The following is a 19,929-nucleotide window of genomic DNA, read 5'->3' as shown; positions in this document are numbered from 1 at the left end:
CGGCCGCGCGCCCTCGTCCTTTTTCGCCTCGGAGACGCCATGTACGATCTCGCCCGCTCCCTGTTGTTTCGCCTGGATCCCGAACGGGCCCACGGCCTGTCCTTGACGTCGCTGGACTGGGCGGCGCGCGTGAAGGCGACGCGGTTGCTGGCAGGTGCCCGCGTGGACGATCCGGTCAAGGTGATGGGCTTGAGCTTCCCCAACCGTATCGGCCTGGCGGCGGGGCTCGACAAGAACGCCGATCACCTCGACGCCCTGGGGGCGCTGGGCTTCGGCTTCGTCGAGGTCGGCACCGTGACCCCCAGGGCCCAGTCCGGCAACCCCAAGCCCCGGCTGTTCCGCCTGCCCGAGCGTGGCGCCATCATCAATCGCATGGGGTTCAACAACCTCGGCGTGGATCACCTGGTGGAGCAGGTAAAGGCCAGCCGCTACCGCGGGGTGATCGGCATCAATATCGGCAAGAACCTGACCACCTCGGTGGAGGACGCCGGTGACGACTACCTTTACTGCCTGGAGCGGGTTCACGCTCACGCCGACTACGTGGCGGTCAATATCTCGTCACCGAATACTCCGGGGCTACGCAACCTGCAGTTCGGCGACCACCTCGATGAGTTGCTCGGACGCCTGCGCTCGACAGGCACTCGCCTCGATGAACAGAGTGGGCGTCGTGTGCCGCTGGCAGTAAAGATCGCCCCGGACATGGACGAGGAAGAGGTCGTCCTGGTGGCGCGGGCGCTGGCGGACAATGGCATCGACGCGGTGATCGCCACCAACACCACGGTATCCCGTGAAGCGGTGCAAGGGCTTGCGCACGCCGATGAGCAGGGCGGACTGTCGGGTTGCCCGGTGTTCGATGCCTCCAACCTTGTGATCGAGCGGCTGCGCCAGGCGTTGCCCGACATGCCGATCATCGGCGTCGGCGGCGTCGACAGTGGCCAGGCGGCGGTGGCCAAGCGTCAGGCAGGGGCGGATCTGGTGCAGGTGTATTCGGGCTTTATCTACCGCGGACCGGGGCTGGTCCGGGAGTGCGCCAGGGCGCTGGCGTCGGCGCGCTGAAAGGGCGGGCAGCAAAAAGCCCATGGCGTCTTGTGCCATGGGCTTGGCGGGTCTTTCCTTTACCTCGACAGTACTGCGTTATCAGAGCACCATGGGGTTCTTGTGAATGCCGGACACTCCCGTCATGCCCGACCACTGGTCCCCACGACCTTCACGCCAACCGCTCATCCAGTATTCCCGTAGATTGATGTCCTGGCTGGGGCAGTCATCGCGGGATCTACCCGAGAGACCGGCCTTGTAGCCATGTACATAGGCACGCTGGAAGCGATCACGTTTCTGTCGTTTCATGGGTCTACCTCGTGACAAAGGTACCAATCTGACCTGCCCCTGCGGGAAATTCGGGGGATGCAAGCGGCAGGCCCGTGATGCCCAAGCCCTGCGATGTGCAGGCTCTCCCGAGTCGCACGAAATGAAGGCTTGTTGACAGGGACACATGTGTCGTATCTCGTAGCTACCATTCCATTGATAGCGTAAGCCGCTCGGCATTGTCGACTGTTGTTTTGTAACAACCTGTTCACCTTGTCGTCATGAAATGGTTAACCGAATAATGGCTTTCGCAGTCATCATTAATGTAGGAGAAGCAAGTGCCTGAGAAGCTTGACCTTCTGGCAACCTGTCCGCGGGGCATCGAACAACTGTTAGCCGACGAGCTAGTCACATTCGGCTTGACACCGGGCAAGACCACCGTGGCAGGCGTGAACGCCGAGGGCGATCTCGAGGGTGCCTACCGGGCCTGCCTGTGGTCGCGCCTGGCCAACAGGGTCATCCTGTGTCTGTCGCGGACGGAAGGCGTCGAAACGCCGGATGCCCTGCACGATGCCGCCGCCGCCGTCGACTGGCAGCGCCATCTGCCTGCCGGTGCCACCATCGCGGTGGACTTTCATGGTCGTAGTGACGAGATTCGACATACCCGCTTCGGCGCCCAGACGGTCAAGGATGGCGTGGTCGACCGTCTTGGTGCGGCCGGCCAGGCGCGTCCCGATGTCGACGTCCGTAATCCCGACGTGCGCCTCTATGCCCACCTGCACCGTGGCCGCTTGACGCTGGGCATCGACCTGTCCGGCGACAGCCTGCACCGGCGCGGCTATCGTCGCGATACCGGCCACGCCCCGCTCAAGGAAAACCTGGCGGCGGCGCTGCTGGTGCGCGCCGGCTGGCCGGAGTTGGCCAAGCAGGGCGCGCCGCTGGTTGACCCCATGTGTGGCTCGGGCACGCTGTTGATCGAGGCCGCGCTGATGGCCGCCGACATGGCGCCCAACCTGAACCGGGAGCGCTTCGGCTTTGCCCGCTGGGCCGGCCACGACCCGGCGCTGTGGCGCGAGGTCCTGCGCGAGGCCGAGGCCCGGGCGAGCATCGGACGAAAACGCGCGCGCTCGGTGATCTTTGGCTTCGACCAGAGCCCGCCGGCGCTGTCGGCGGCCAAGACCAACGCCATGCGCGCCGGCATCCCGGCGCTGATCCACCTCGATGGCGCCAGCGTGCATCGCCTGGCGCGGCCGCGGGTGCTCGACCCCGAGCTTGCGGGGCTGGTGATCAGCAACCCGCCTTACGGCGAGCGTATCGGCGAGCTGCCGGAGCTGGTGCGGCTCTATTCGGACCTGGGCGAGCGGCTCAAGGCCGACTTCGGTGGCTGGCGCCTGGCGCTGTTCACCGGCAATCCGGACCTTGGCCACCGTCTCGGCATGCGCGCCCACAAGCAGTACGCGCTGAGAAACGGCCCGCTCGAGGCCAAGCTGTTGCTGATCGATATCGCACGCCGCGATGGCCAGAGCCAGAACCAGGATCAGAACCAGGATCGGAGCCAGGGTCGCCGCCATGACGCTGAGGCAACGTCGGCGGTCGACGGCCAGGCTAGCCCGGCCACCGGGGCAGGTGAAGGGGCGGCATCCTCCGATACCCAGGCAACATCCACGGCACCTCGTAGCGAGGGCGCCCAGATGTTTGCCAACCGTCTGGAAAAGAACCAGAAGAAGCTGCGCAAGTGGCTCAAGCGCAGCGGCGAGAGCTGCTATCGGCTGTACGACGCCGACATGCCCGAGTATGCCCTGGCCATCGATGTCTACGGCGATCACGTCCACGTCCAGGAGTACGCCGCGCCCAAGTCCATCGACCCGTCCCAGGCCCAGCGGCGTCTGTTCGATGCCCTTGGGGTGATTCCCGAGGTGCTGGAAGTGGACCCCGGCAAGGTGGTGATCAAGCGGCGCAAGCGTCAGCAGGGCAAGTCCCAGTACGAGAAGCAGGGGCGAAGCGGCCAGCGCTTCCAGGTCACCGAAGGTCGCGCGACGCTGTGGGTCAACCTGCGTGACTATCTGGACACCGGGCTGTTTCTCGATCATCGCCCGGTGCGCCGTATGCTCGGCGAGATGGCTGCCGGCAAGCGCTTTCTCAACCTGTTCTGCTACACCGCCACGGCCACGGTGCAGGCAGCGCTCGGCAGCGAGGCCGAGGGCGGCGCCAGTGACAGTGTCAGCGTCGACATGTCCAACACCTACCTGGAGTGGGCGCGGGACAATTTCGCGCTCAACCGGCTCGACCCGTCGCGCCACCGGGTGGTGCGCGACGACTGCCTGCGCTGGCTGGAGACCGCAGGCGGCGAGTTCGACCTGATCTTCATGGACCCGCCGACCTTCTCCAACTCCAAGAAGATGGAAGACACCCTGGATGTCCAGCGGGACCACCCGCGCCTGGTGCGCCTGGCCATGGCTCGGCTGGCGCCGGGCGGTACCCTGGTGTTCTCCAACAACCAGCGGCGCTTTCAGATGGATGACGAGCTTGCCGTCGACTTCGAGGTCAAGGACATCTCGCGTCAGACCTTCGACCCTGACTTCAGCCGCCGGCCGGACCTGCACCACTGCTTCCTCATCCGCCATCGGCAGGCGTCGTGATGGTACTGACGCTCTACACCACCCTGGGCTGCCATCTGTGCGAGCAGATGGAAGCCCTGGTGCGTGCCCTTGCCCGGGTGGAGTTCACCATCGAGCGTATCGAGATCAGCGAAGACGACACCCTGCTTCGCCGTTACGGCGAAAGGATCCCGGTGCTGATCGACGCTGAACGTCCCGATGACGTCCTGGAGGGGCGGGTGGAGCCGGATGCCGTCATGCGCTGGCTGGCGACACGCGGGTGGTTGAGCGAGCAAGTGGTCGCTGTGCAAGCCGAAGCGGACTCGGCGAGCCAGGGGAGGGAGGCTCCCGCAGTAACAGCGTCCCGGGTGAAGGGACGCCGCGTCTTCGGCAAGCTCTGAGCGGGTGCCGGGATGGCTGTAGGATGACTGTAACAAGGGCTATGGCGAGAGCGCCCGTAGTGGTGGCCTCGTCGCCATGGCGGCCACCGCGTTAGCGGCGGGTCGCCAGGGCAGCGGCCAGCTCTCGCTGGTAGGCCTCGAGATGTGAGGTCGGCTCCTCGTCAAGACGCCCAAGTGCCACCGCCAGTTCGAAGAAGCCAGGGCCCGGCAGTTGGGGTGCCTGGCGGCTGACCACCAGGGCGGCGATCAGCGGTCGTTCGGCCGCGACATCCTCGCGCATGGTGATTTCCAGGGCTTCGGCCACCCGGCGGATGGTGCGTGGCGGGGTGAGCCCTAGAGCCTCGGCGGCCTGCTGGTAGGTGATCGGCAGGGCGCTGTCGGGCAGGCTCTCCAGCAGGGCACGCAGTCGGGGAGCCAGGCTGGCAGGGGAGGTGTCCGCCATGCTCAGTGCTCGTCCAGCAGTGACAGTTGCCCCATGGCTTCACGGCCTTCCGGGCTATGGTCGTCGGCTTCCAGGACCTTGGTGAAACCTCGCGATCCGAGGATGGTCTTCTCGTCTTCCAGCCACATCATTGCCTGACCGTAGTCATCGGCCAGCTGATGCTTGAGCCCGCCGAACTGGGTTCCGATCTGGCCCCAGGCACGGCTGAAGATCCAGTCGCCGAACATGTCCTGGTGCACGTGCACGAGGACATAGTCATGGTCGGTTTCCCAGCGGACGATCACGGCGACTCCCGTCATATCACTTGGTGGCTACGGAGGGCGGGCGCCGGCTCCGTTTCTGGAAACGCTGATAAAGCCTTTGCAGTGTTTCCATTATGGTTATCATGGGCATTGTAAGCCCTTGAGGCTAATCCACAAATAGCCCGGTTGCATGACCGGGAGCCCGATACCTGCGACCCGGGGAACCCCATGAAGATTCTTGTCGATGCCAACGTGCCCGCCGCCGATGCCTGCTTTGCGCCGCTTGGCCAGGTCAGCCGCCGGCCGGGGCGCGAGATCGACGCCGACAGCCTGGCCGATGTGGATGCCCTGGTGATTCGCTCGATCACGCGTCTCGACGCCGATTTGATCGAGGCCACCAAGGCCAAGGGCTCGCCGCTGTCTTTTGTCGGCAGTTGCACCATTGGCACCGACCATGTCGACCAGGCCGCCCTGGCGCGCCATGCCATCACCTTCGCAAGCGCCCCGGGCTGCAATGCCGAGCCGGTGGTGGACTACGTGCTGTCGGCGTTGATGCTGGCCTGCGAGCGTCGTGGCCAGTCGCTGCTCGAGCGTCGCGTGGGTATCGTCGGCGTCGGCAATGTAGGCGGCCGGCTGGCGGCCCGTCTGGCCGCCATGGGCATCGAGCACCGGCTGTGCGACCCGCCCCGGGCCGAGAGGGAAGCCAGCAGCAGAGCCGGTGACGAGAACGGCCAGGACTTTGTCGAGCTGGACGCCCTGATCGACAGCTGCGACGTGCTGTGCCTGCATACCCCGCTGGTGCGCGAGGGACGCCACGCTACTCGCCACCTGCTCGACGCCCGGCGCATCGAGGCGCTGCTGCCCGGTACGCTGCTGCTCAATGCCGGACGTGGCGACTGCGTCGACGGTCAGGCGCTGAGCCGACGCCTGGCTCGCGGTGATGACCTCGCCGCACTGCTCGACGTGTGGGAGGAAGAGCCCTCCATCGACCAGGTACTGGCGCACCAGGTCGCCCTGGCCACGCCCCATATCGCGGGGCATAGCCTGGACGGCAAGCTGCGCGGTACCCATCAGATCCATCAGGCGCTGGTGGCCCACCTGGGGCTGGGGGAAAGGGTTTCCCTCGCGGAGCTGCTGCCCGCTCCCGCGTTGTCACGCCTGGTGCTCGATGGCGGCCTGTCGCCGGAGGAGGCGCTGGCGCTTTGCATGCGGGCGGTGTATGACCCGCGGCGCGATCATGATCGACTGCTGCGAGCCATGGCCGTCGATGACCCGGGCAAGGGCTTTGATCAGTGTCGGGCGAGTTATCCGCTGCGTCGTGAGTTTTCGACCCTGACGCTGGAGCTTGTCGGCCAGGCGCAGGAGCTGGCGCCCCTGCTGTCCGGGGCCGGCTTTCAAGTGGACTGCCGCTGACTCAGACGGCACCGCTGACACAGACGGCACCGCCGTCCAAGTGGTCTTTCCCGACCAGCTACATGGACACCCCAAGGGCCCGACGCCATGCGCCGGGCCCTTGTCTGTTGGGGCGGACATCCTCTACTGCGACTTCCATCGCGCGGCTGAGTCTTGGCGTCGCGGCCAAGTCTTGGCGTTGCCTGGGCGTCAGCAGGTTACAGCCCCATGGCCGAGGAGGTGGAACGGCGCGGATCGGCGCCGCCGTAGAAGACGCCGTCCTCGATCAGGATCGACTGGGCGGCACCCATGGCCTCCTGCTGGCTGACGGTGTGGCCCATGCTCTCCAGCAGGTCCAGGGTGTCGGGGCTGACGCCCTGTTCGATACGGATTTCGTCGGGCAGCCACTGGTGGTGGATGCGCGGCATGCTGACCGCTGCCTGGATGTTCATGTCGTGGTCGATCACGTTCATCAGCACCTGCAGGGTGGTGGTGATGATGCGCGAGCCACCGGGGCTGCCGGTGATCAGGTAGTTCTTGCCGTCGCGCTTGACGATGGTCGGCGTCATCGACGACAGCATGCGCTTCTCCGGCTCGATCTTGTTGGCTTCGCCGCCGATCAGACCGTAGGCGTTGGGTACCCCCGGCTTGGCCGAGAAGTCGTCCATCTCGTTGTTGAGCAGGAAGCCGGCGCCGTCGACCACGATGCCCGAACCATAGCTGAAGTTGATGGTGTAGGTGTTGGACACCGCCAGGCCGTTGCCGTCGGCGATCGAGAAGTGGGTGGTTTCGTTGGACTCGTAGGGCAGCGGGTTGCCTGGCGCGATATCGGCACTCGGGGTGGCCTGGTCGGCGGCGATATCGCTGCGTAGCTCGGCGGCGTACTCCTCGGAGGTCAGCCCGGCCAGGGGCACCTCGACGAAGTCGGTGTCACCCAGATACTGGGAGCGATCGGCGTAGGCCCGCTTCATTGCCTCGGCCATCAGGTGGATGGTGCGGGCCGAGTTGAAGCCCAGCTCGCCGATATCGTCGTCCTCGAGGATGTTGAGGATCTGCACGATATGGGCGCCACCGGAGGACGGCGGGCTCATCGCGTAGACGTCGTGGCCACGGTAGCTGCCATGCACCGGGTCGCGCACGGTGGCCTCGTAGCTGGCCAGATCCTCCCGTGTCATCAGGCCGTCGTGACGCTCCATCTCGGCGGCGATCAGCTCGGCGGTCTCACCCTCGTAGAACTCACGGGGGCCCTGTTCGGCGATGCGCTTCAAGGTGGCGGCCAGGTCCGGCTGGCGGTAGATGTCGCCGACCTGGTAGCGCGAGCCATCCTCCTTGAAGAACTTGGCGCGGCTGGCCTCCCAGGGCTCGAAGCGTTCGCTGGCGCTGTCGATGCCGTCGACGAAGCGCTGGGGCACGGCGAAGCCCTCTTCGGCAAGCTTGATGGCCGGGGCCAGGGTCTCGGCCAGGCTCATGGTGCCGTAGCGCTCCAGCGCCAGCGCCAGCCCTGCCACGGTTCCGGGTACGCCGGCGGCGTTGTGGGTGTAGCGGGACAGCTCGGCCACAGCGTCGCCGTTGTCGTCCTGGAACATGGTCTCGTAGGCCGCCTTGGGCGCTTTCTCGCGGTAGTCGATGGCGATGACTTCATCGCTGTTCTCGTCGGAGATCAGCATGAAGCCGCCGCCGCCGATATTGCCCGAACGCGGCTGGGTGACCGCCAGCGCAAAGCCTGCGGTCACGGCGGCGTCCACGGCATTGCCGCCGTTGGCCAGCACCTCTCGGGCCACCTCGGAGGCCAGGAAGTGGCTGGTAGCGACCATGCCGCGGGTGCTGACCTCAGGATGGAAGCGTTCGCCTTCCAGGATCGCCTGACTGTCGGCCAGCGCCGAGGTCGAGACGAGACCCAGAGCGAGCCCTAGCGCCGAGCCTGCGATTGCCCCGCGCAGGGAGTAAGAGACTGACATGGCATACCCTCGTGTTTTCGGTAGATCGTTGCAGGCCGCTGGCCGTGCGGCCAGAACGCCTCGTTGTACGCTGCTTAACTATTGTCGTGACGAGGCGTACGCGCAAATGGCGAAGCGATCCTGGGTGTGCCGAGAGGAGTAAGTGAAAGCCGGCTCCAACGACAACGCCCCCGCCAGGCAGGGCCGGGCGGGGGCGTTGCGAGCGCATCAAGTGTGCGCTTACTGGCGGTAGGCGGCTTCCTTGAGCGCGCGGATGCGGTCGTCCAGCGGCGGGTGACTCGCAAACAGCTTTTCCATCAGCTTGCGGGTCTGGCCGGTGGTGATGGCGAAGGCGGTCAGGGTGTCCGGCATCTGGTCGGGCATCTGGGTCTCGGCCTTGAGTCGAGCCAGGGCATTGATCATGGCGCCGGAACCGGCGAGCTTGGCCCCGGCGGCGTCGGCGCGGTACTCGCGGAAGCGCGAGAACCAGGCGGCGATCATCGAGGCCAGGATGCCGAACACGATCTCGGCGACCATGACCACGGCGATGTAGCCGAAGAAGCCAAGGCCTTCGTTGTCGTCACGCCGCAGGAAGCTGTCGACCACCTGCGCGACGACCCGGGCGAAGAACATCACGAAGGTGTTGAGCACGCCCTGAATCAGCGCCAGGGTGACCATGTCGCCGTTGGCGACGTGGCCGATCTCGTGGGCCAGCACCGCCTTGATTTCTTCGGGCTGCATGCGATTGAGCAGGCCGGCGGACACCGCGACCAGGGCATCGTTCTTGTTCCAGCCGGTGGCAAAGGCATTGGACTGCTGGGCCGGGAAGATGCCGACCTCCGGGGTCTTGATGTTGGCTTCGCGGGCCAGCTCGGCGACGGTGTCGACCAGCCATTGCTCGGTGGCGTTGGAGGGATTTTCGATGATCACCGTGCCGGTGGAGCGCTTGGCCATCCACTTGGAGATGAACAGCGACACCATGGAACCCGCCATGCCGAACACGAAGCAGAAGATCAGCAGGCTGTTGAAGTTGATGCCCTGGGCGTTGAGGTAGGGCTCCACGCCGAGCAAGCGCAGGGTGATACTCGCCACCAGGATCACCGCCAGGTTGGTGCCCAGGAAGAGCAGGATTCTCATCATTGCCGACATTCTCCGTAAGGAAGGAAACCTGCCGAGCCAATCGGCTCGACGGGAGGAATCAGATGCTTAGATAAGCCCTGGAGCGACAAGTTTCAAGCGCCCGGGCGCGGATGACGCTATCACCGTGCCAGCGTCGAGATAGCGGATTCGATGCTGGCACCCGGCGATGACGTCGACGTGACCGCTTACTGGCGATAGCGCGAGAGGAAGCGGGCGAAGCGATCCAGGGCGTCGCCGAGCTGATCGGCCCAGGGCAACGTGACGATGCGCACGTGGTCCGGGTCGGGCCAGTTGAAGGCGGTACCCTGGACCAGCAGGATCTTCTCCTGCAGCAGCAGGTCCAGCACCAGTTGCTGGTCGTCCTGAATATTGAAGACCTTGGGGTCCAGGCGCGGAAAGGCGTAAAGCGCGCCCTTGGGCGTGGTGCAGCTGACCCCAGGGATGGCGTTGAGCTTTTCCACCGTGATGTCGCGCTGGGCCAGCAGGCGCCCGCCGGGCAGGATCAGGTCGTTGATCGACTGGTAGCCCCCCAGTGCGGTCTGGATGGCGTGCTGGGCGGGCACATTGGCGCACAGGCGCATCGAGGCCAGCATGGTCAGGCCCTGGATAAAGTCGTTGGCGCGCTGGCGTGCCACCGCCCCGGACAGGGTCATCCAGCCGCTGCGAAAGCCGGCGCAGCGGTAGCTCTTGGACAGACCGTTCATGGTCACCACCAGCTGGTCTTCGCTGGCCAGTGCCCCGGTGGCCACGTGCACGGTGTCGTCGTAGAGGATCTTGTCGTAGATCTCGTCGGAGAACACCACCAGGTTGTGCTCACGGGCGATGTCGAGCAGCTCGCGCAGCACCTCGGGGGGATAGACCGCACCGGTGGGGTTGTTGGGGTTGATGATGACGATGGCGCGGGTGTGGCTGGTCACCTTGGCGCGGATATCGTCCATCGCTGGCGCCCAGTCGGCCTGTTCGTCGCACAGATAGTGCACGCCACGCCCGCCGGACAGGTTCACCGCAGCGGTCCATAGCGGGTAGTCGGGGGCCGGGATCAGCACCTCGTCACCGTCGTTGAGCAGCGCCTGCATGGCCATCACGATCAGCTCGGAGACGCCGTTGCCGATGTAGATGTCCTCGATACCTACGCCAGGGATCTCCTTGCGCTGGCACTCCTGCATGATCGCCTTGCGCGCCGAGTAGAGACCCTTGGAGTCACAGTAGCCCTGGGCGGTGGGTAGATTGCGCATCACGTCCTGCAGGATCTCTTCCGGCGCCTCGAAGCCGAACGGCGCCGGGTTGCCGATATTGAGCTTGAGGATGCGCTGTCCTTCGTCCTCCAGCCGCTTGGCGTGCTCGAGCACGGGCCCGCGGATGTCGTAGCAGACGTTGTCGAGCTTGTGAGACTTGGAAAGGGTGGGCGTGTCCATGGCGCGGGTCTCGCTGGGTCCGTGTGTCCGTGCCCGCCGTGGCGGGAGTGTCGTTGTTGGTGAGTCCTGTCGATGCGTTGCCGGGGCGGCGGTGGCCGGGCGTGCGGCCTAGTCGTCGCTCGCCGCTTCGCCCTGGGCACCCTGGGCAGGTGCTGCCTTCGAGGCGCCTTCTGCGACATCCTGCGAGCCGTCTTCCAAGGCATCGTCTGCGGCCTCGACGGCGGCTTCCTCAGGCGTCGGGATGTCCTCCGGGGTCTCCAGGGTCAGGCGCCCGAGCTTGCCGTCACGCAGTTCGTGCAACAGCACCTCGCTGCCGCGGTGCAGGTCGATCTCGCCACCGGCGCGCAGGCCACCGCGCTTGGCGGCGATCTCGGCGAGGATGGCGTGGCCGTCGAAGCCGGCCAGCGCCATCAGGTCCGGGCGAGCGTCTCCGTCGGCCTCGACCTTGTCGGCGTCGGGATTGGCCTCGTAGGCCGGCAGCGCCTTGAGTTTATAGCGTGCCTTGAGCGCCTCTGGATAGCGTTTGGCCAGCTCGGCGGCGGTGATCAGGGCCACATCGACATAGTCGATGGCGGTATCGCGGATGGCGCCGCTGGCCGCCAGACGATAGGCACTGGCCTGATCCTCGATCTTTGGCCACAGCACGCCCGGAGTGTCGGTCAGCGCCACGCGACCCTGGATGCGTACCTTCTGCTGGCGCTTGGTCACCGCCGGTTCGTTACCGGTCTTGGCGATGGTGCGTCCCGCCAGACCATTGATCAGCGTCGATTTGCCGACATTGGGGATGCCCATCACCATCACCCGCACGTCGCGGTCGGCACGCACCTGGCCAGCCAGTTCATGGCACAGCTTGGGAATGCGCTTGAGCTCGCGGGTATTGGTGGTGGTCACCGCCAGGGCGCGGGTGTCTGGCTGGGCGTCGAAGTGGGCGGTCCAGGCACGGGTACCCTCAGGATCGGCCAGATCGGCTCGGGACAGGATCTTGAGTACCGGCTTGTGGCGGGTCAGGCTCGCCAGCATCGGATTGGCACTGGAATAGGGCAGGCGCGCGTCCAGCACCTCGATGACCACGTCGATTTCCGGCAGTGCCTCGAGAATCTGGCGTCGCGCCTTGTTCATGTGTCCCGGAAACCAGCCCAGCATCTCGTTCTCCTGCCTTCTCTAAAGGGTGTTGCGCAAATGGCTCCCCATCTTATGGAAATGCGAGGCAAATGTCGCGAGCGGTGGATGCCAAGGTCGCAGATGATGGAGGGCAGGGTCGCACGCGGTGGGAGGCGAGGTCGCAAGGGCCGGGCGATAAAAGCGCCAGGCCCGCCGAGAAACACCTGGCGGCGGGCACAGGGGCTTGCAGCGAGGAGGGAAGGGGCAAGGGGTGAGAGACGTCTGGGGCGTAGGCCGGGGGAGGGCGCAACGCCTACTCCCCCTCATGAAAGTCGATGGCCAGCGAGTTGATGCAGAAGCGCTCTCCGGTGCTGGTCGGCCCGTCGGGGAACACATGGCCCAGGTGGGCATCGCAGCGATGGCAGGTGACCTCGATGCGGTGCATGCCGTGGCTGGTGTCCTCGTGGCGCTGCACGCTTTCGCAGGACAGCGGGCGGTCGAAGCTGGGCCAGCCGCAGCCAGCGTCGAACTTGTGCTCGTTTTCAAACAAGGGGGCGTTGCAGCACACGCAGTGATAGATGCCGTGCACCTCGGTGATCTGGTAGTCACCGGTAAAGGGACGTTCCGTGCCCTTTTCGCGGGTGACGTGGTACTGCTCCGGGGTAAGCTGCTCTCGCCATTCGGCGTCGGACTTCTCGATCTTCTTGCGCATGGACGGTCTCCCGTGACGTTCGGTCGAGGCTGGCGCATCGTGGTTCGCGTCGCTGCGGCACCCACGACTGCATCAAAGTCGCAGCCTCGGTATTCAAGCTAAGACGTTTGCTGCAGTTTGACCAACTCCTGCGTTCCACGATGCAGGGGAGGGTGGCTAAAGCGTCGATGGAGAGCAAATGCGTATAGAAAGAGCCTATATAGAGAAGGGCGCTGAATCGAGCAGGAAATCCTTCAGCCGGGGTTGACACTTTTGAGGGTACTCAGTAACATACGCGCCACCTCGAGATGAGACGAGGCGGATGCGTCCCATTCGTCTAGTGGTCCAGGACACCGCCCTTTCACGGCGGGAACAGGGGTTCGAACCCCCTATGGGACGCCAACTCGAATCTCGAGGCCGGAATGCGGCAGTAGTGCGCAGCGCGGGAATAGCTCAGTGGTAGAGCACAACCTTGCCAAGGTTGGGGTCGCGAGTTCGAATCTCGTTTCCCGCTCCAATGCGTCCCATTCGTCTAGTGGTCCAGGACACCGCCCTTTCACGGCGGGAACAGGGGTTCGAACCCCCTATGGGACGCCACTTTCCGGTACAATTTGCGATGCGTTTGCGGGAATAGCTCAGTGGTAGAGCACAACCTTGCCAAGGTTGGGGTCGCGAGTTCGAATCTCGTTTCCCGCTCCATGCGTCCCATTCGTCTAGTGGTCCAGGACACCGCCCTTTCACGGCGGGAACAGGGGTTCGAACCCCCTATGGGACGCCACTTCGCAGCGCAGGCAGGAAACGATGAAGACATCGTTGGACTGCATCGATCAAGCGGGAATAGCTCAGTGGTAGAGCACAACCTTGCCAAGGTTGGGGTCGCGAGTTCGAATCTCGTTTCCCGCTCCAGTATCGAGAAGCGTCTCAAATACCTGTGGAAAGCACATCGCCAGAAGCAGCAACAGTCGCCTGAGCGACGCGAATCATCGCGTTGATCGGCGATTTTTTTGTGCTTGCGCGAAGCGAGTCCGGCGTAAGACCATCGAGTGCCCCTTGCGTCGACGCCGCATTTGCCGCTTTGTCCGGTTGAAGATGCTCCCGACCGACCCCATATGCTAAGCCTTCTATCGAATAGCGAATCCCGTCGCTCGGCACGGCGCGATCGCGACGGGTTGGGCAAGCCGAATCCAACCGTCAACGTCGAGTCACCCGCGACAGGCAAGCTAGCGAAGGCGTGCAGCGCTTGGCGTCCGATCTCATGCTTCAAAGCCCAAGCTTTCAACCCTGACACCAAGGATCCCTCATGGCCGAACCGGCTCTGTCCATTCGAGGCCTGACCAAGGTCTACGGCAATGGCTTCAAGGCCCTAAAGGGCATCGACCTCGACGTCCAGCAGGGCGACTTCTACGCCTTGCTTGGCCCCAATGGGGCGGGCAAGTCCACCACCCTGGGCGTGGTCTGTTCGCTGGTGCAGAAGACCGCCGGCCAGGTAAAGATCTTCGGCATCGATATCGACGAGGACTTTGCCCGGGCCAAGTACCATCTCGGGGTGGTGCCGCAGGAGTTCAACTTCAACCAGTTCGAGCGGGTCATCGATATCGTGCTGGCCCAGGCCGGCTACTACGGCATGCCTCGCCGTGAAGCCCTGCCTCGGGCGGAAAGCCTGCTCAGGGATCTCAGCCTGTGGGACAAGCGCAATGGTAGTGCGCGCATGTTGTCCGGCGGCATGAAGCGCCGCCTGATGATCGCCCGCGCGCTGATGCACCGTCCCAAGCTGTTGATCCTCGATGAGCCCACCGCCGGGGTGGATATCGAGTTGCGTCGCAGCATGTGGGAGTACATGCGGCGTATCAACCGCGAGGAAGGTACCACCATCATCCTGACCACCCACTATCTGGAAGAGGCGGAGAGCCTGTGCCGCAATGTGGGCATCATCAACCACGGCGAGATCGTCAGGAACACCAGCGTACGCGAGCTACTGAGTGAGCTCGACACCGAGACCTTCCTGCTGGATCTGGCCGAACCCATCGATCATGCCCCCGCCATCGACGGCTTCGAGGTCAAGCAGGTGGACAGCGCCCAGCTATCGGTGATGGTGCATCGCGGGCAGTGCCTCAACGACGTCTTTGATGCCCTCAAGGCAGACGGCGTGCGGGTGCTGTCGATGCGCAACCGGGCCAACCGGCTGGAGGAAATGTTCGTGTCCATGGTGGAAAGCGGCAACGCCGACAAGGAGCTGAGAGGATGAACCCGAGTCAGATCGCGATCGCCCTGTGGACCCTGGTGGCCAAGGAAGTCCGGCGCTTTACCCGGATCTGGCCGCAGACCCTGTTGCCGCCGTCGATCACCATGACGATGTACTTCATCATCTTCGGCAACCTGATCGGCTCGCGCATCGGTGAGATGGACGGCTACAGCTACATGGACTTCATCGTCCCGGGGCTGATCATGATGTCGGTGATCACCAACAGCTACTCCAACGTGGCCTCGTCGTTCTTCTCCAACAAGTTCCAGCGCAGCGTCGAGGAGATGATGGTCTCGCCGATGCCCAACTGGGTGATACTGGCGGGCTTTATCCTCGGCGGCATGGCGCGCGGGCTCGGTGTCGGCATCATCGTCACCGGGGTGTCGCTGTTCTTCACCCGCATCGAGGTGGCCCACCCGCTGTTGACCATCGGGGTGGTGATCCTGACCGCGGCACTGTTCGCCACCGGCGGCTTCATCAACGCGCTGCTCGGCAAGAAGTTCGACGATATCTCCATCGTGCCGACCTTCGTGCTGACGCCGCTGACCTACCTGGGTGGGGTCTTCTACTCGATCTCGCTGCTGCCGGCCTTCTGGCAGGGCGCCTCGATGCTCAACCCCATCCTCTACATGGTCAACGTTTTCCGCTACGGTTTCCTTGGCGTCTCCGACATCCCGGTCGGCTGGGCGCTCGCCGCTATCTTCGGCTTTATCGTGGTGCTGTTCGCCATTGCCCTGTGGATGCTGGAAAACGGCAAGGGCATTCGCAGTTGATCGCACCGGCCGCCTCGGGCGGCCGGTCGCCGTTTGTCTCTCGGACTCTCTCTTGTTCAGGTATTGCCATGTCCACTATCCCTCGGGATCCCCACCACCGCCCCGACACCCTGACCGATGCGCCCCTGGGGCGGGAATCGGAATATCCCGAGCGCTACGATGCGCAGCTTCTGTTTCCCATCGAACGCGCCGCCAACCGCAAACCGCTGGGGATCGAGGAAGGCGCGCTGCCCTTTGTCGGCGAGGACGAATGGCACGCCTTCGAGCTGTCCTGGCTGACGCCCAGGGGCAAGCCCTGTGTCGCCGTGGCACGCTTTCGCCTGCCGGCAAGCTCGCCCCGGTTGATCGAGTCCAAATCCTGGAAGCTCTACCTCAATAGCCTGAATCAGACCCGCTTTGCTGGCCACGACGAACTGATCGAAACGCTGAAGCGCGACCTGAGCGAGGCCGCCGGGGCAGAGGTCAGCGTGGAGATCTTGGCGGTGGACGATAGTGAGCTCAACCCGCGCCCATTGCCGGGGGAGTGCATCGACGATCAGGACATCGAGATCAGCGACTATACGCCGAGTCCGGAGCACCTTGCGGTCAGTGACGAGATCGTCGAGGAAACACTGACGTCCCATCTACTCAAGTCCAACTGCCCGGTGACCGGCCAGCCCGACTGGGGCAGCGTGTTGATCCGCTACCGCGGTCCCCGGCTCGATCGCGAAGGCCTTCTGCGCTACATCGTCGGCTATCGCCAGCATCAGGACTTCCATGAACACTGCGTCGAGCATATCTTCATGGACCTGATGGACAAGGCTCGCCCAGAACGGCTTCTGGTGCTGGCACGCTACGTGCGCCGCGGTGGTCTCGACATCAGCCCCTGGCGCGGTACCCCCGGCGAGGCGCCGCCCACGCCGCTGCGGCTGGCGCGCCAGTAGTCGGCAATGGCTCAGGGCGATAGCGACAGCGCCACAGACAATACCCGAGTGATCTGGTAGGGTAATGCGAAGAATTCTCGATCGCTGAACAGTGACAGGGCTCGGACCCTCTGGAGTGACACGATGGATGCAATGACACTGCTGCACGAGCGCAGCTCCATGGGCAAGTTGATGGGGCCGGCCCCTAGCCGTGAGCAACTCGAGGCGATCTACTGCGCCGCCCTGCGCGCACCGGACCACAAGGAGCTCAGACCCTGGCGGTTTATCGAGTTCTCCGGCGAGGGGCTCGATCGCCTGGGTGAATTGTTCGCCGAGGCCGAATTTCGCGAAGACCCCAAGGCGACAGACGAGTGCCTCAACAGCGCTCGAATGAAGCCTAAGCGCGCACCCATGATCATCGGCGTCGTCGCCAAGGTGGACCCGGACGTACCCAAGGTGCCGAAGATCGAGCAGGTCATCTCCGCTGGCTGCGCCGCCCACGGCATCCTGCTGGCCGCCCACGCCCTGGGGCTCGGCGCCATGTGGCGCAGCGGCAAGTACGCCTTCGACGACACCGTGCGCAAGGGCCTCAGGCTCGGCGACGACGACGAACTGGTCGCTTTTATCTACATCGGCCAGCTCGGAGGCCGCCACAAGCCCATCGCCTGTCACGATAGTGAGGATTTTGTCGAGCGCTGGGACTAACCCCTCATGGATGAATTGATCAGACGCGTTGGCACGGCCCACCCGCGGCCCGTCTTGCCGCCCGAGGGAGGCGAGGACGACCCCGGGGCCTTTCTCGACTGGCTGGGTGAGGCCATCCCCCTGGTCGGGTCGCTTGGCATCACCCGTATGGCGGGCGACCAGGAGTCGCTGCGCTGGGAGCTTGCCCTGACCCCTAACCTCAACGACAAGGGCACCGGTTTTGGCGGCTCGCTGGCCGCCCAGACCACCTTGCTCGGCTGGTGCTGGACCACCCTGTGGCTGCGCCGTCGAGGCTACAACCGCGACGTAGTGGTGGCCGAGGCCAGCCAGCGCTTTCTCGCCCCGGTGACCGGCGACTACCGCCTGATCTGCCGACCCGAGGCAAGCAGCTCCGCAGACGTTGATGCCAGTGGTGCGGCAGGGCCGGGTAGTGCCGGGCAGGTCAGCAGGGAAACAGGCGCCGAAGCGGCGCTCGAGCAGCGCCTGGCGGAACGCGGCAAGGGCCGCATTGCCCTGGTCCAGCAGCTGTGGTGCGGCGACACCCTTTGCCTGGAAGCCAGGGGTGACTACGCCGTGCTGGCCAGCGAGCCTCCCATCGCAGCACGCTGACGCCATCGCGCCGCTTCGCCATCAGACCCCGAACTGCCACGCGACGAATTTGATGTAAGCCGAAAAACGGCTTGCAATCGAGAACTTAAGGCGATAAAGTATGCGCCGTCTTGAGGGATAAGCACCGCGCAACGCGGGCATCATGTTTCTCGAGATGACAATGCGGAGGGGTGTCCGAGTGGTCGAAGGAGCACGCCTGGAAAGTGTGTAAGTCGAAAGGCTTCGAGGGTTCGAATCCCTCCCCCTCCGCCACAGAATTTAAGAAAGCCGCTGAGAAATCAGCGGCTTTTTCTTTTTCTGTACCCTCGCGGCCCATACCTCAGCCCATACTTTGTGTCTGGCTTCCTCTAGCCTTCTCAGGATACTGTTGGACAGTGCGTCCCTATGCTGCCCTCATGCCTTCCTTTTTTCGGGGTTTCTGCCATCAACTTTGGTCGGCCGCCTCCTAATTCAGGCATGACAGGCAGTACTGATCTTGCCCAACAAAAGTGGACACCGGTCTATGCGATCATTCGAGCTTCGAAGGCTGCTGGGCTGATCATCCCAATGGCGCTGTGGCGGCGCTGCCGATTGTAGTCCAGTTCAATGTATTCGAAGACCTGCCTTTGTATCGCATCCCTGGTCCCGAAGCGCTCACCGTGGATAGCCTCGACTTTAAGACTGTGAAAGAAGCTTTCAGCACAGGCATTATCGTAGCAATTGCCCTTGGCGCTCATGCTGCATAAAAGCTTGTGTCGCTTGATAAGTCTTTGATAATCCGACGAACAATACTGACTTCCGCGATCTGAATGGGTGATCACCTTCGTCGGATAACCGCGCCATGAGAGCGCCATCTCTAACGCCTCACAGACGAGATCTGCTTTCATCCGACTGCTCGTCGCCCAGCCAATAATTCGTCGAGAAAACAAATCGATAACGACGGCAAGGTATAACCAGCCTTGGTCTGTGCCCAGATAGCTGATGTCGCTCACCCATTTTTGGTTCGGCCCTTTGGTGTCGAAGTCCTGATCCAAGAGGTTCGGCGCCACCGGCAAGGAGTGTTTCGAGTGGGTGGTTGCCTTGAATTTGCGCGCCGCCTTGGCGCGCAGGCCTTGCCGCCGGAGACTGGCCGCGACGGTGTTGCGACAGATCGACACCCCATCCTCCTTCAAGTCCAGAACCAGCCTGGGGGCGCCTGAACGCCCCTTGCGATGGTGGAAGGCCTCTGCCACACGCTGGTCCGTCTCGGCCTGCTGACGTCGCCGTGGAGACGCCTCATCGACACGTTTGCGCCAAGCGTAGTAGCCACTGCGGGCGACGCAGAGAAACGCACACATCCGCCGGATGCGGTAGGCCTTGTGGTGTTGCTGGATGAAGGCGTACTTCACTTCAGGCTTTTTGCGAAGTACACCGCCGCCTTTTTTGCGATGGCCAGATCCTCCGCCATATCCGCCATCTGGCGCTTGAGACGGGCATTCTCGTCAGCAAGAGCCTGTTCGCGTTCCGTCACCGTTTTGCGCTGCTGGGCTTTGGTGCGCCATTGATAGATCTGACTAGGCTGGAGGCCGAGGTCACGGGCGGCAGTGGTGACGCCTACCCGTTCAGCGAGCAATAGAGCTTCCTCGCGGTAGGCATCGGTGTAGTGGGCACGTTGCTGTTTCTTCATGGGAGTAGCTGGCTTTGTCATGGGTCACCTCGTTCAGCGTAGTTCCTTAACGGGGTGTCCACCGCTACTGGGTAAGATCATTGCCCTCCGCTTCTCGAACAGATCTTCACGGCGGTAAGCTGCCTCCACCTTGTTCTCGATGGTGTGAGCGAGAGCCATCTCCGCGACGTCGCGGGGATAGCTGGTGACTTCGCCCGTCCAGTCGCGAAAGCTCGAGCGGAAGCCGTGGGGTACGTAATCGCCACGCTGCCCGCCGACGCCAAAGCCAAAGCTCATGCTTCGCACCAACTGTAGCATGGCCATGTTGGAGAGAGGGCGCGTATAGCGAGCGCCGGGGTATACGTGTGTATTGCCCTGTTGCGAGCATAAGAGGCGTTGCCGTCGGTCAGCAGC

The 19,929-nt window shown here is 63.9% G+C and carries 19 protein-coding genes and 7 tRNA genes; 16 read left to right on the top strand and 10 right to left on the bottom strand.

Annotated features, from left to right (window positions below):
• Positions 1-39 precede the first annotated feature (39 nt).
• On the top strand, positions 40-1,056 hold the full coding sequence (locus C9F12_RS17010; RefSeq protein WP_108449714.1) for a quinone-dependent dihydroorotate dehydrogenase: 1,017 nt from the start codon (positions 40-42) through the stop codon (positions 1,054-1,056).
• 81 nt (positions 1,057-1,137) lie between these two features.
• Here C9F12_RS17010 and rmf read toward each other — a convergent pair whose 3' ends face one another.
• Complete coding sequence (gene rmf / locus C9F12_RS17005) at positions 1,138-1,344, bottom strand: ribosome modulation factor (protein ID WP_045994893.1); 207 nt, start codon at positions 1,342-1,344, stop codon at positions 1,138-1,140.
• 296 nt (positions 1,345-1,640) lie between these two features.
• Between rmf and rlmKL the strand changes: the two genes are divergently transcribed.
• Positions 1,641-3,941, top strand: a complete 2,301-nt coding sequence (gene rlmKL / locus C9F12_RS17000) for a bifunctional 23S rRNA (guanine(2069)-N(7))-methyltransferase RlmK/23S rRNA (guanine(2445)-N(2))-methyltransferase RlmL (protein WP_108449655.1) — start codon at positions 1,641-1,643, stop codon at positions 3,939-3,941.
• Positions 3,941-4,300: a glutaredoxin family protein gene (locus C9F12_RS16995; protein WP_240184286.1), complete on the top strand. Its 360-nt coding sequence runs from the start codon at positions 3,941-3,943 to the stop codon at positions 4,298-4,300. Before rlmKL ends, C9F12_RS16995 begins: the two co-directional genes overlap by 1 nt.
• 91 nt (positions 4,301-4,391) lie before the next feature.
• On the opposite strand, the gene C9F12_RS16990 is transcribed toward C9F12_RS16995, so the two are convergent.
• Together C9F12_RS16990 and C9F12_RS16985 are read right to left on the bottom strand one after the other, a co-directional pair.
• Entirely contained in the window at positions 4,392-4,742 is a 351-nt protein-coding gene (locus tag C9F12_RS16990) for a hypothetical protein (protein ID WP_045994891.1), read from the bottom strand.
• A 2-nt stretch (positions 4,743-4,744) separates the two neighbouring features.
• Positions 4,745-5,026 (bottom strand): hypothetical protein, encoded by a 282-nt coding sequence (locus C9F12_RS16985; RefSeq protein WP_045994908.1) that lies wholly within the window; start codon positions 5,024-5,026, stop codon positions 4,745-4,747.
• Between the two features lie 186 nt (positions 5,027-5,212).
• Here C9F12_RS16985 and pdxB point away from each other — a divergent pair, with 186 nt between their 5' ends.
• The gene (gene pdxB / locus C9F12_RS16980) at positions 5,213-6,397 is read left to right on the top strand and encodes a 4-phosphoerythronate dehydrogenase PdxB (RefSeq protein ID WP_108449653.1); all 1,185 of its coding nucleotides are present in this window, start codon (positions 5,213-5,215) and stop codon (positions 6,395-6,397) included.
• A 197-nt stretch (positions 6,398-6,594) separates the two neighbouring features.
• On the opposite strand, the gene ggt is transcribed toward pdxB, so the two are convergent.
• The 5 genes from ggt to msrB form a co-directional block, all read right to left on the bottom strand.
• Positions 6,595-8,334, bottom strand: coding sequence for a gamma-glutamyltransferase (gene ggt, locus C9F12_RS16975; RefSeq protein WP_108449652.1), 1,740 nt, complete (start codon positions 8,332-8,334; stop codon positions 6,595-6,597).
• A gap of 219 nt (positions 8,335-8,553) precedes the next feature.
• Positions 8,554-9,453, bottom strand: a complete 900-nt coding sequence (gene htpX / locus C9F12_RS16970; RefSeq protein ID WP_045994888.1) for a protease HtpX — start codon at positions 9,451-9,453, stop codon at positions 8,554-8,556.
• Between the two features lie 185 nt (positions 9,454-9,638).
• Positions 9,639-10,868 carry a pyridoxal phosphate-dependent aminotransferase gene (locus C9F12_RS16965; RefSeq protein ID WP_045994887.1) on the bottom strand — a complete coding sequence of 410 codons (1,230 nt, stop codon included), beginning with the start codon at positions 10,866-10,868 and terminating at the stop codon, positions 9,639-9,641.
• A 108-nt stretch (positions 10,869-10,976) separates the two neighbouring features.
• Positions 10,977-12,011: a ribosome biogenesis GTPase YlqF gene (ylqF, locus tag C9F12_RS16960; RefSeq protein WP_108449651.1), complete on the bottom strand. Its 1,035-nt coding sequence runs from the start codon at positions 12,009-12,011 to the stop codon at positions 10,977-10,979.
• 271 nt (positions 12,012-12,282) lie between these two features.
• Positions 12,283-12,681, bottom strand: a complete 399-nt coding sequence (gene msrB, locus C9F12_RS16955; protein ID WP_045994885.1) for a peptide-methionine (R)-S-oxide reductase MsrB — start codon at positions 12,679-12,681, stop codon at positions 12,283-12,285.
• A gap of 305 nt (positions 12,682-12,986) precedes the next feature.
• Between msrB and C9F12_RS16950 the strand changes: the two genes are divergently transcribed.
• The 12 genes from C9F12_RS16950 (at position 12,987) to C9F12_RS16895 (ending at position 18,143) form a co-directional block, all read left to right on the top strand.
• A tRNA-Glu gene (locus C9F12_RS16950) sits at positions 12,987-13,062 on the top strand.
• Between the two features lie 40 nt (positions 13,063-13,102).
• Positions 13,103-13,177, top strand: a tRNA-Gly gene (locus C9F12_RS16945).
• A 4-nt stretch (positions 13,178-13,181) separates the two neighbouring features.
• A tRNA-Glu gene (locus tag C9F12_RS16940) sits at positions 13,182-13,257 on the top strand.
• 27 nt (positions 13,258-13,284) lie between these two features.
• A tRNA-Gly gene (locus tag C9F12_RS16935) sits at positions 13,285-13,359 on the top strand.
• A gap of 3 nt (positions 13,360-13,362) precedes the next feature.
• Positions 13,363-13,438 (top strand) — tRNA-Glu (locus tag C9F12_RS16930).
• Positions 13,439-13,491: 53 nt separating this feature from the next.
• Positions 13,492-13,566: transfer RNA gene (locus tag C9F12_RS16925), tRNA-Gly, on the top strand.
• A 394-nt stretch (positions 13,567-13,960) separates the two neighbouring features.
• A complete protein-coding gene (locus tag C9F12_RS16920) occupies positions 13,961-14,905 on the top strand; it encodes an ABC transporter ATP-binding protein (RefSeq protein ID WP_108131650.1) in 945 nt (314 codons plus the stop codon).
• A complete protein-coding gene (locus C9F12_RS16915) occupies positions 14,902-15,675 on the top strand; it encodes an ABC transporter permease (protein WP_045993708.1) in 774 nt (257 codons plus the stop codon). The genes C9F12_RS16920 and C9F12_RS16915 overlap by 4 nt, the downstream gene beginning before the upstream one ends.
• 68 nt (positions 15,676-15,743) lie before the next feature.
• Positions 15,744-16,598, top strand: coding sequence for an NADPH-dependent 7-cyano-7-deazaguanine reductase QueF (gene queF, locus C9F12_RS16910; protein ID WP_108449650.1), 855 nt, complete (start codon positions 15,744-15,746; stop codon positions 16,596-16,598).
• 123 nt (positions 16,599-16,721) lie between these two features.
• Complete coding sequence (locus tag C9F12_RS16905; protein ID WP_045993706.1) at positions 16,722-17,282, top strand: nitroreductase; 561 nt, start codon at positions 16,722-16,724, stop codon at positions 17,280-17,282.
• A 6-nt stretch (positions 17,283-17,288) separates the two neighbouring features.
• A complete protein-coding gene (locus C9F12_RS16900; RefSeq protein WP_108449649.1) occupies positions 17,289-17,891 on the top strand; it encodes a YiiD C-terminal domain-containing protein in 603 nt (200 codons plus the stop codon).
• Between the two features lie 164 nt (positions 17,892-18,055).
• A tRNA-Ser gene (locus C9F12_RS16895) sits at positions 18,056-18,143 on the top strand.
• 248 nt (positions 18,144-18,391) lie between these two features.
• On the opposite strand, the gene C9F12_RS16890 is transcribed toward C9F12_RS16895, so the two are convergent.
• Together C9F12_RS16890 and C9F12_RS16885 are read right to left on the bottom strand one after the other, a co-directional pair.
• Positions 18,392-19,557 (bottom strand): IS3 family transposase gene (locus tag C9F12_RS16890; protein ID WP_108449648.1). Its coding sequence is split into 2 segments (ribosomal slippage): positions 18,392-19,296 and positions 19,296-19,557, totalling 1,167 coding nucleotides; the frame shifts between segments, so codons are not numbered across the junction.
• Positions 19,558-19,569: 12 nt separating this feature from the next.
• Entirely contained in the window at positions 19,570-19,812 is a 243-nt protein-coding gene (locus C9F12_RS16885) for a hypothetical protein (RefSeq protein WP_240184285.1), read from the bottom strand.
• Positions 19,813-19,929 lie beyond the last annotated feature (117 nt).

This window comes from Halomonas sp. BN3-1, assembly GCF_003056325.1.
Classification (GTDB): domain Bacteria; phylum Pseudomonadota; class Gammaproteobacteria; order Pseudomonadales; family Halomonadaceae; genus Halomonas; species Halomonas litopenaei.
The sequence above is the reverse complement of the archived record's forward strand: the minus strand, read 5'-3'. Positions and strand labels throughout refer to the sequence as shown.

Excerpts from the sequence above, each read along its gene's own strand:
- C9F12_RS17010 (WP_108449714.1), top strand. The coding sequence starts at position 40 with ATGTACGATCTCGCCCGCTCCCTGTTGTTTCGCCTGGATCCCGAACGG.
- rmf (WP_045994893.1), bottom strand. The coding sequence starts at position 1,344 with ATGAAACGACAGAAACGTGATCGCTTCCAGCGTGCCTATGTACATGGC.
- C9F12_RS16995 (WP_240184286.1), top strand. The coding sequence starts at position 3,941 with ATGGTACTGACGCTCTACACCACCCTGGGCTGCCATCTGTGCGAGCAG.
- C9F12_RS16990 (WP_045994891.1), bottom strand. The coding sequence starts at position 4,742 with ATGGCGGACACCTCCCCTGCCAGCCTGGCTCCCCGACTGCGTGCCCTG.
- pdxB (WP_108449653.1), top strand. The coding sequence starts at position 5,213 with ATGAAGATTCTTGTCGATGCCAACGTGCCCGCCGCCGATGCCTGCTTT.
- ggt (WP_108449652.1), bottom strand. The coding sequence starts at position 8,334 with ATGTCAGTCTCTTACTCCCTGCGCGGGGCAATCGCAGGCTCGGCGCTA.
- htpX (WP_045994888.1), bottom strand. The coding sequence starts at position 9,453 with ATGATGAGAATCCTGCTCTTCCTGGGCACCAACCTGGCGGTGATCCTG.
- C9F12_RS16965 (WP_045994887.1), bottom strand. The coding sequence starts at position 10,868 with ATGGACACGCCCACCCTTTCCAAGTCTCACAAGCTCGACAACGTCTGC.
- ylqF (WP_108449651.1), bottom strand. The coding sequence starts at position 12,011 with ATGCTGGGCTGGTTTCCGGGACACATGAACAAGGCGCGACGCCAGATT.
- msrB (WP_045994885.1), bottom strand. The coding sequence starts at position 12,681 with ATGCGCAAGAAGATCGAGAAGTCCGACGCCGAATGGCGAGAGCAGCTT.
- C9F12_RS16920 (WP_108131650.1), top strand. The coding sequence starts at position 13,961 with ATGGCCGAACCGGCTCTGTCCATTCGAGGCCTGACCAAGGTCTACGGC.
- C9F12_RS16915 (WP_045993708.1), top strand. The coding sequence starts at position 14,902 with ATGAACCCGAGTCAGATCGCGATCGCCCTGTGGACCCTGGTGGCCAAG.
- queF (WP_108449650.1), top strand. The coding sequence starts at position 15,744 with ATGTCCACTATCCCTCGGGATCCCCACCACCGCCCCGACACCCTGACC.
- C9F12_RS16905 (WP_045993706.1), top strand. The coding sequence starts at position 16,722 with ATGGATGCAATGACACTGCTGCACGAGCGCAGCTCCATGGGCAAGTTG.
- C9F12_RS16900 (WP_108449649.1), top strand. The coding sequence starts at position 17,289 with ATGGATGAATTGATCAGACGCGTTGGCACGGCCCACCCGCGGCCCGTC.
- C9F12_RS16885 (WP_240184285.1), bottom strand. The coding sequence starts at position 19,812 with ATGAGCTTTGGCTTTGGCGTCGGCGGGCAGCGTGGCGATTACGTACCC.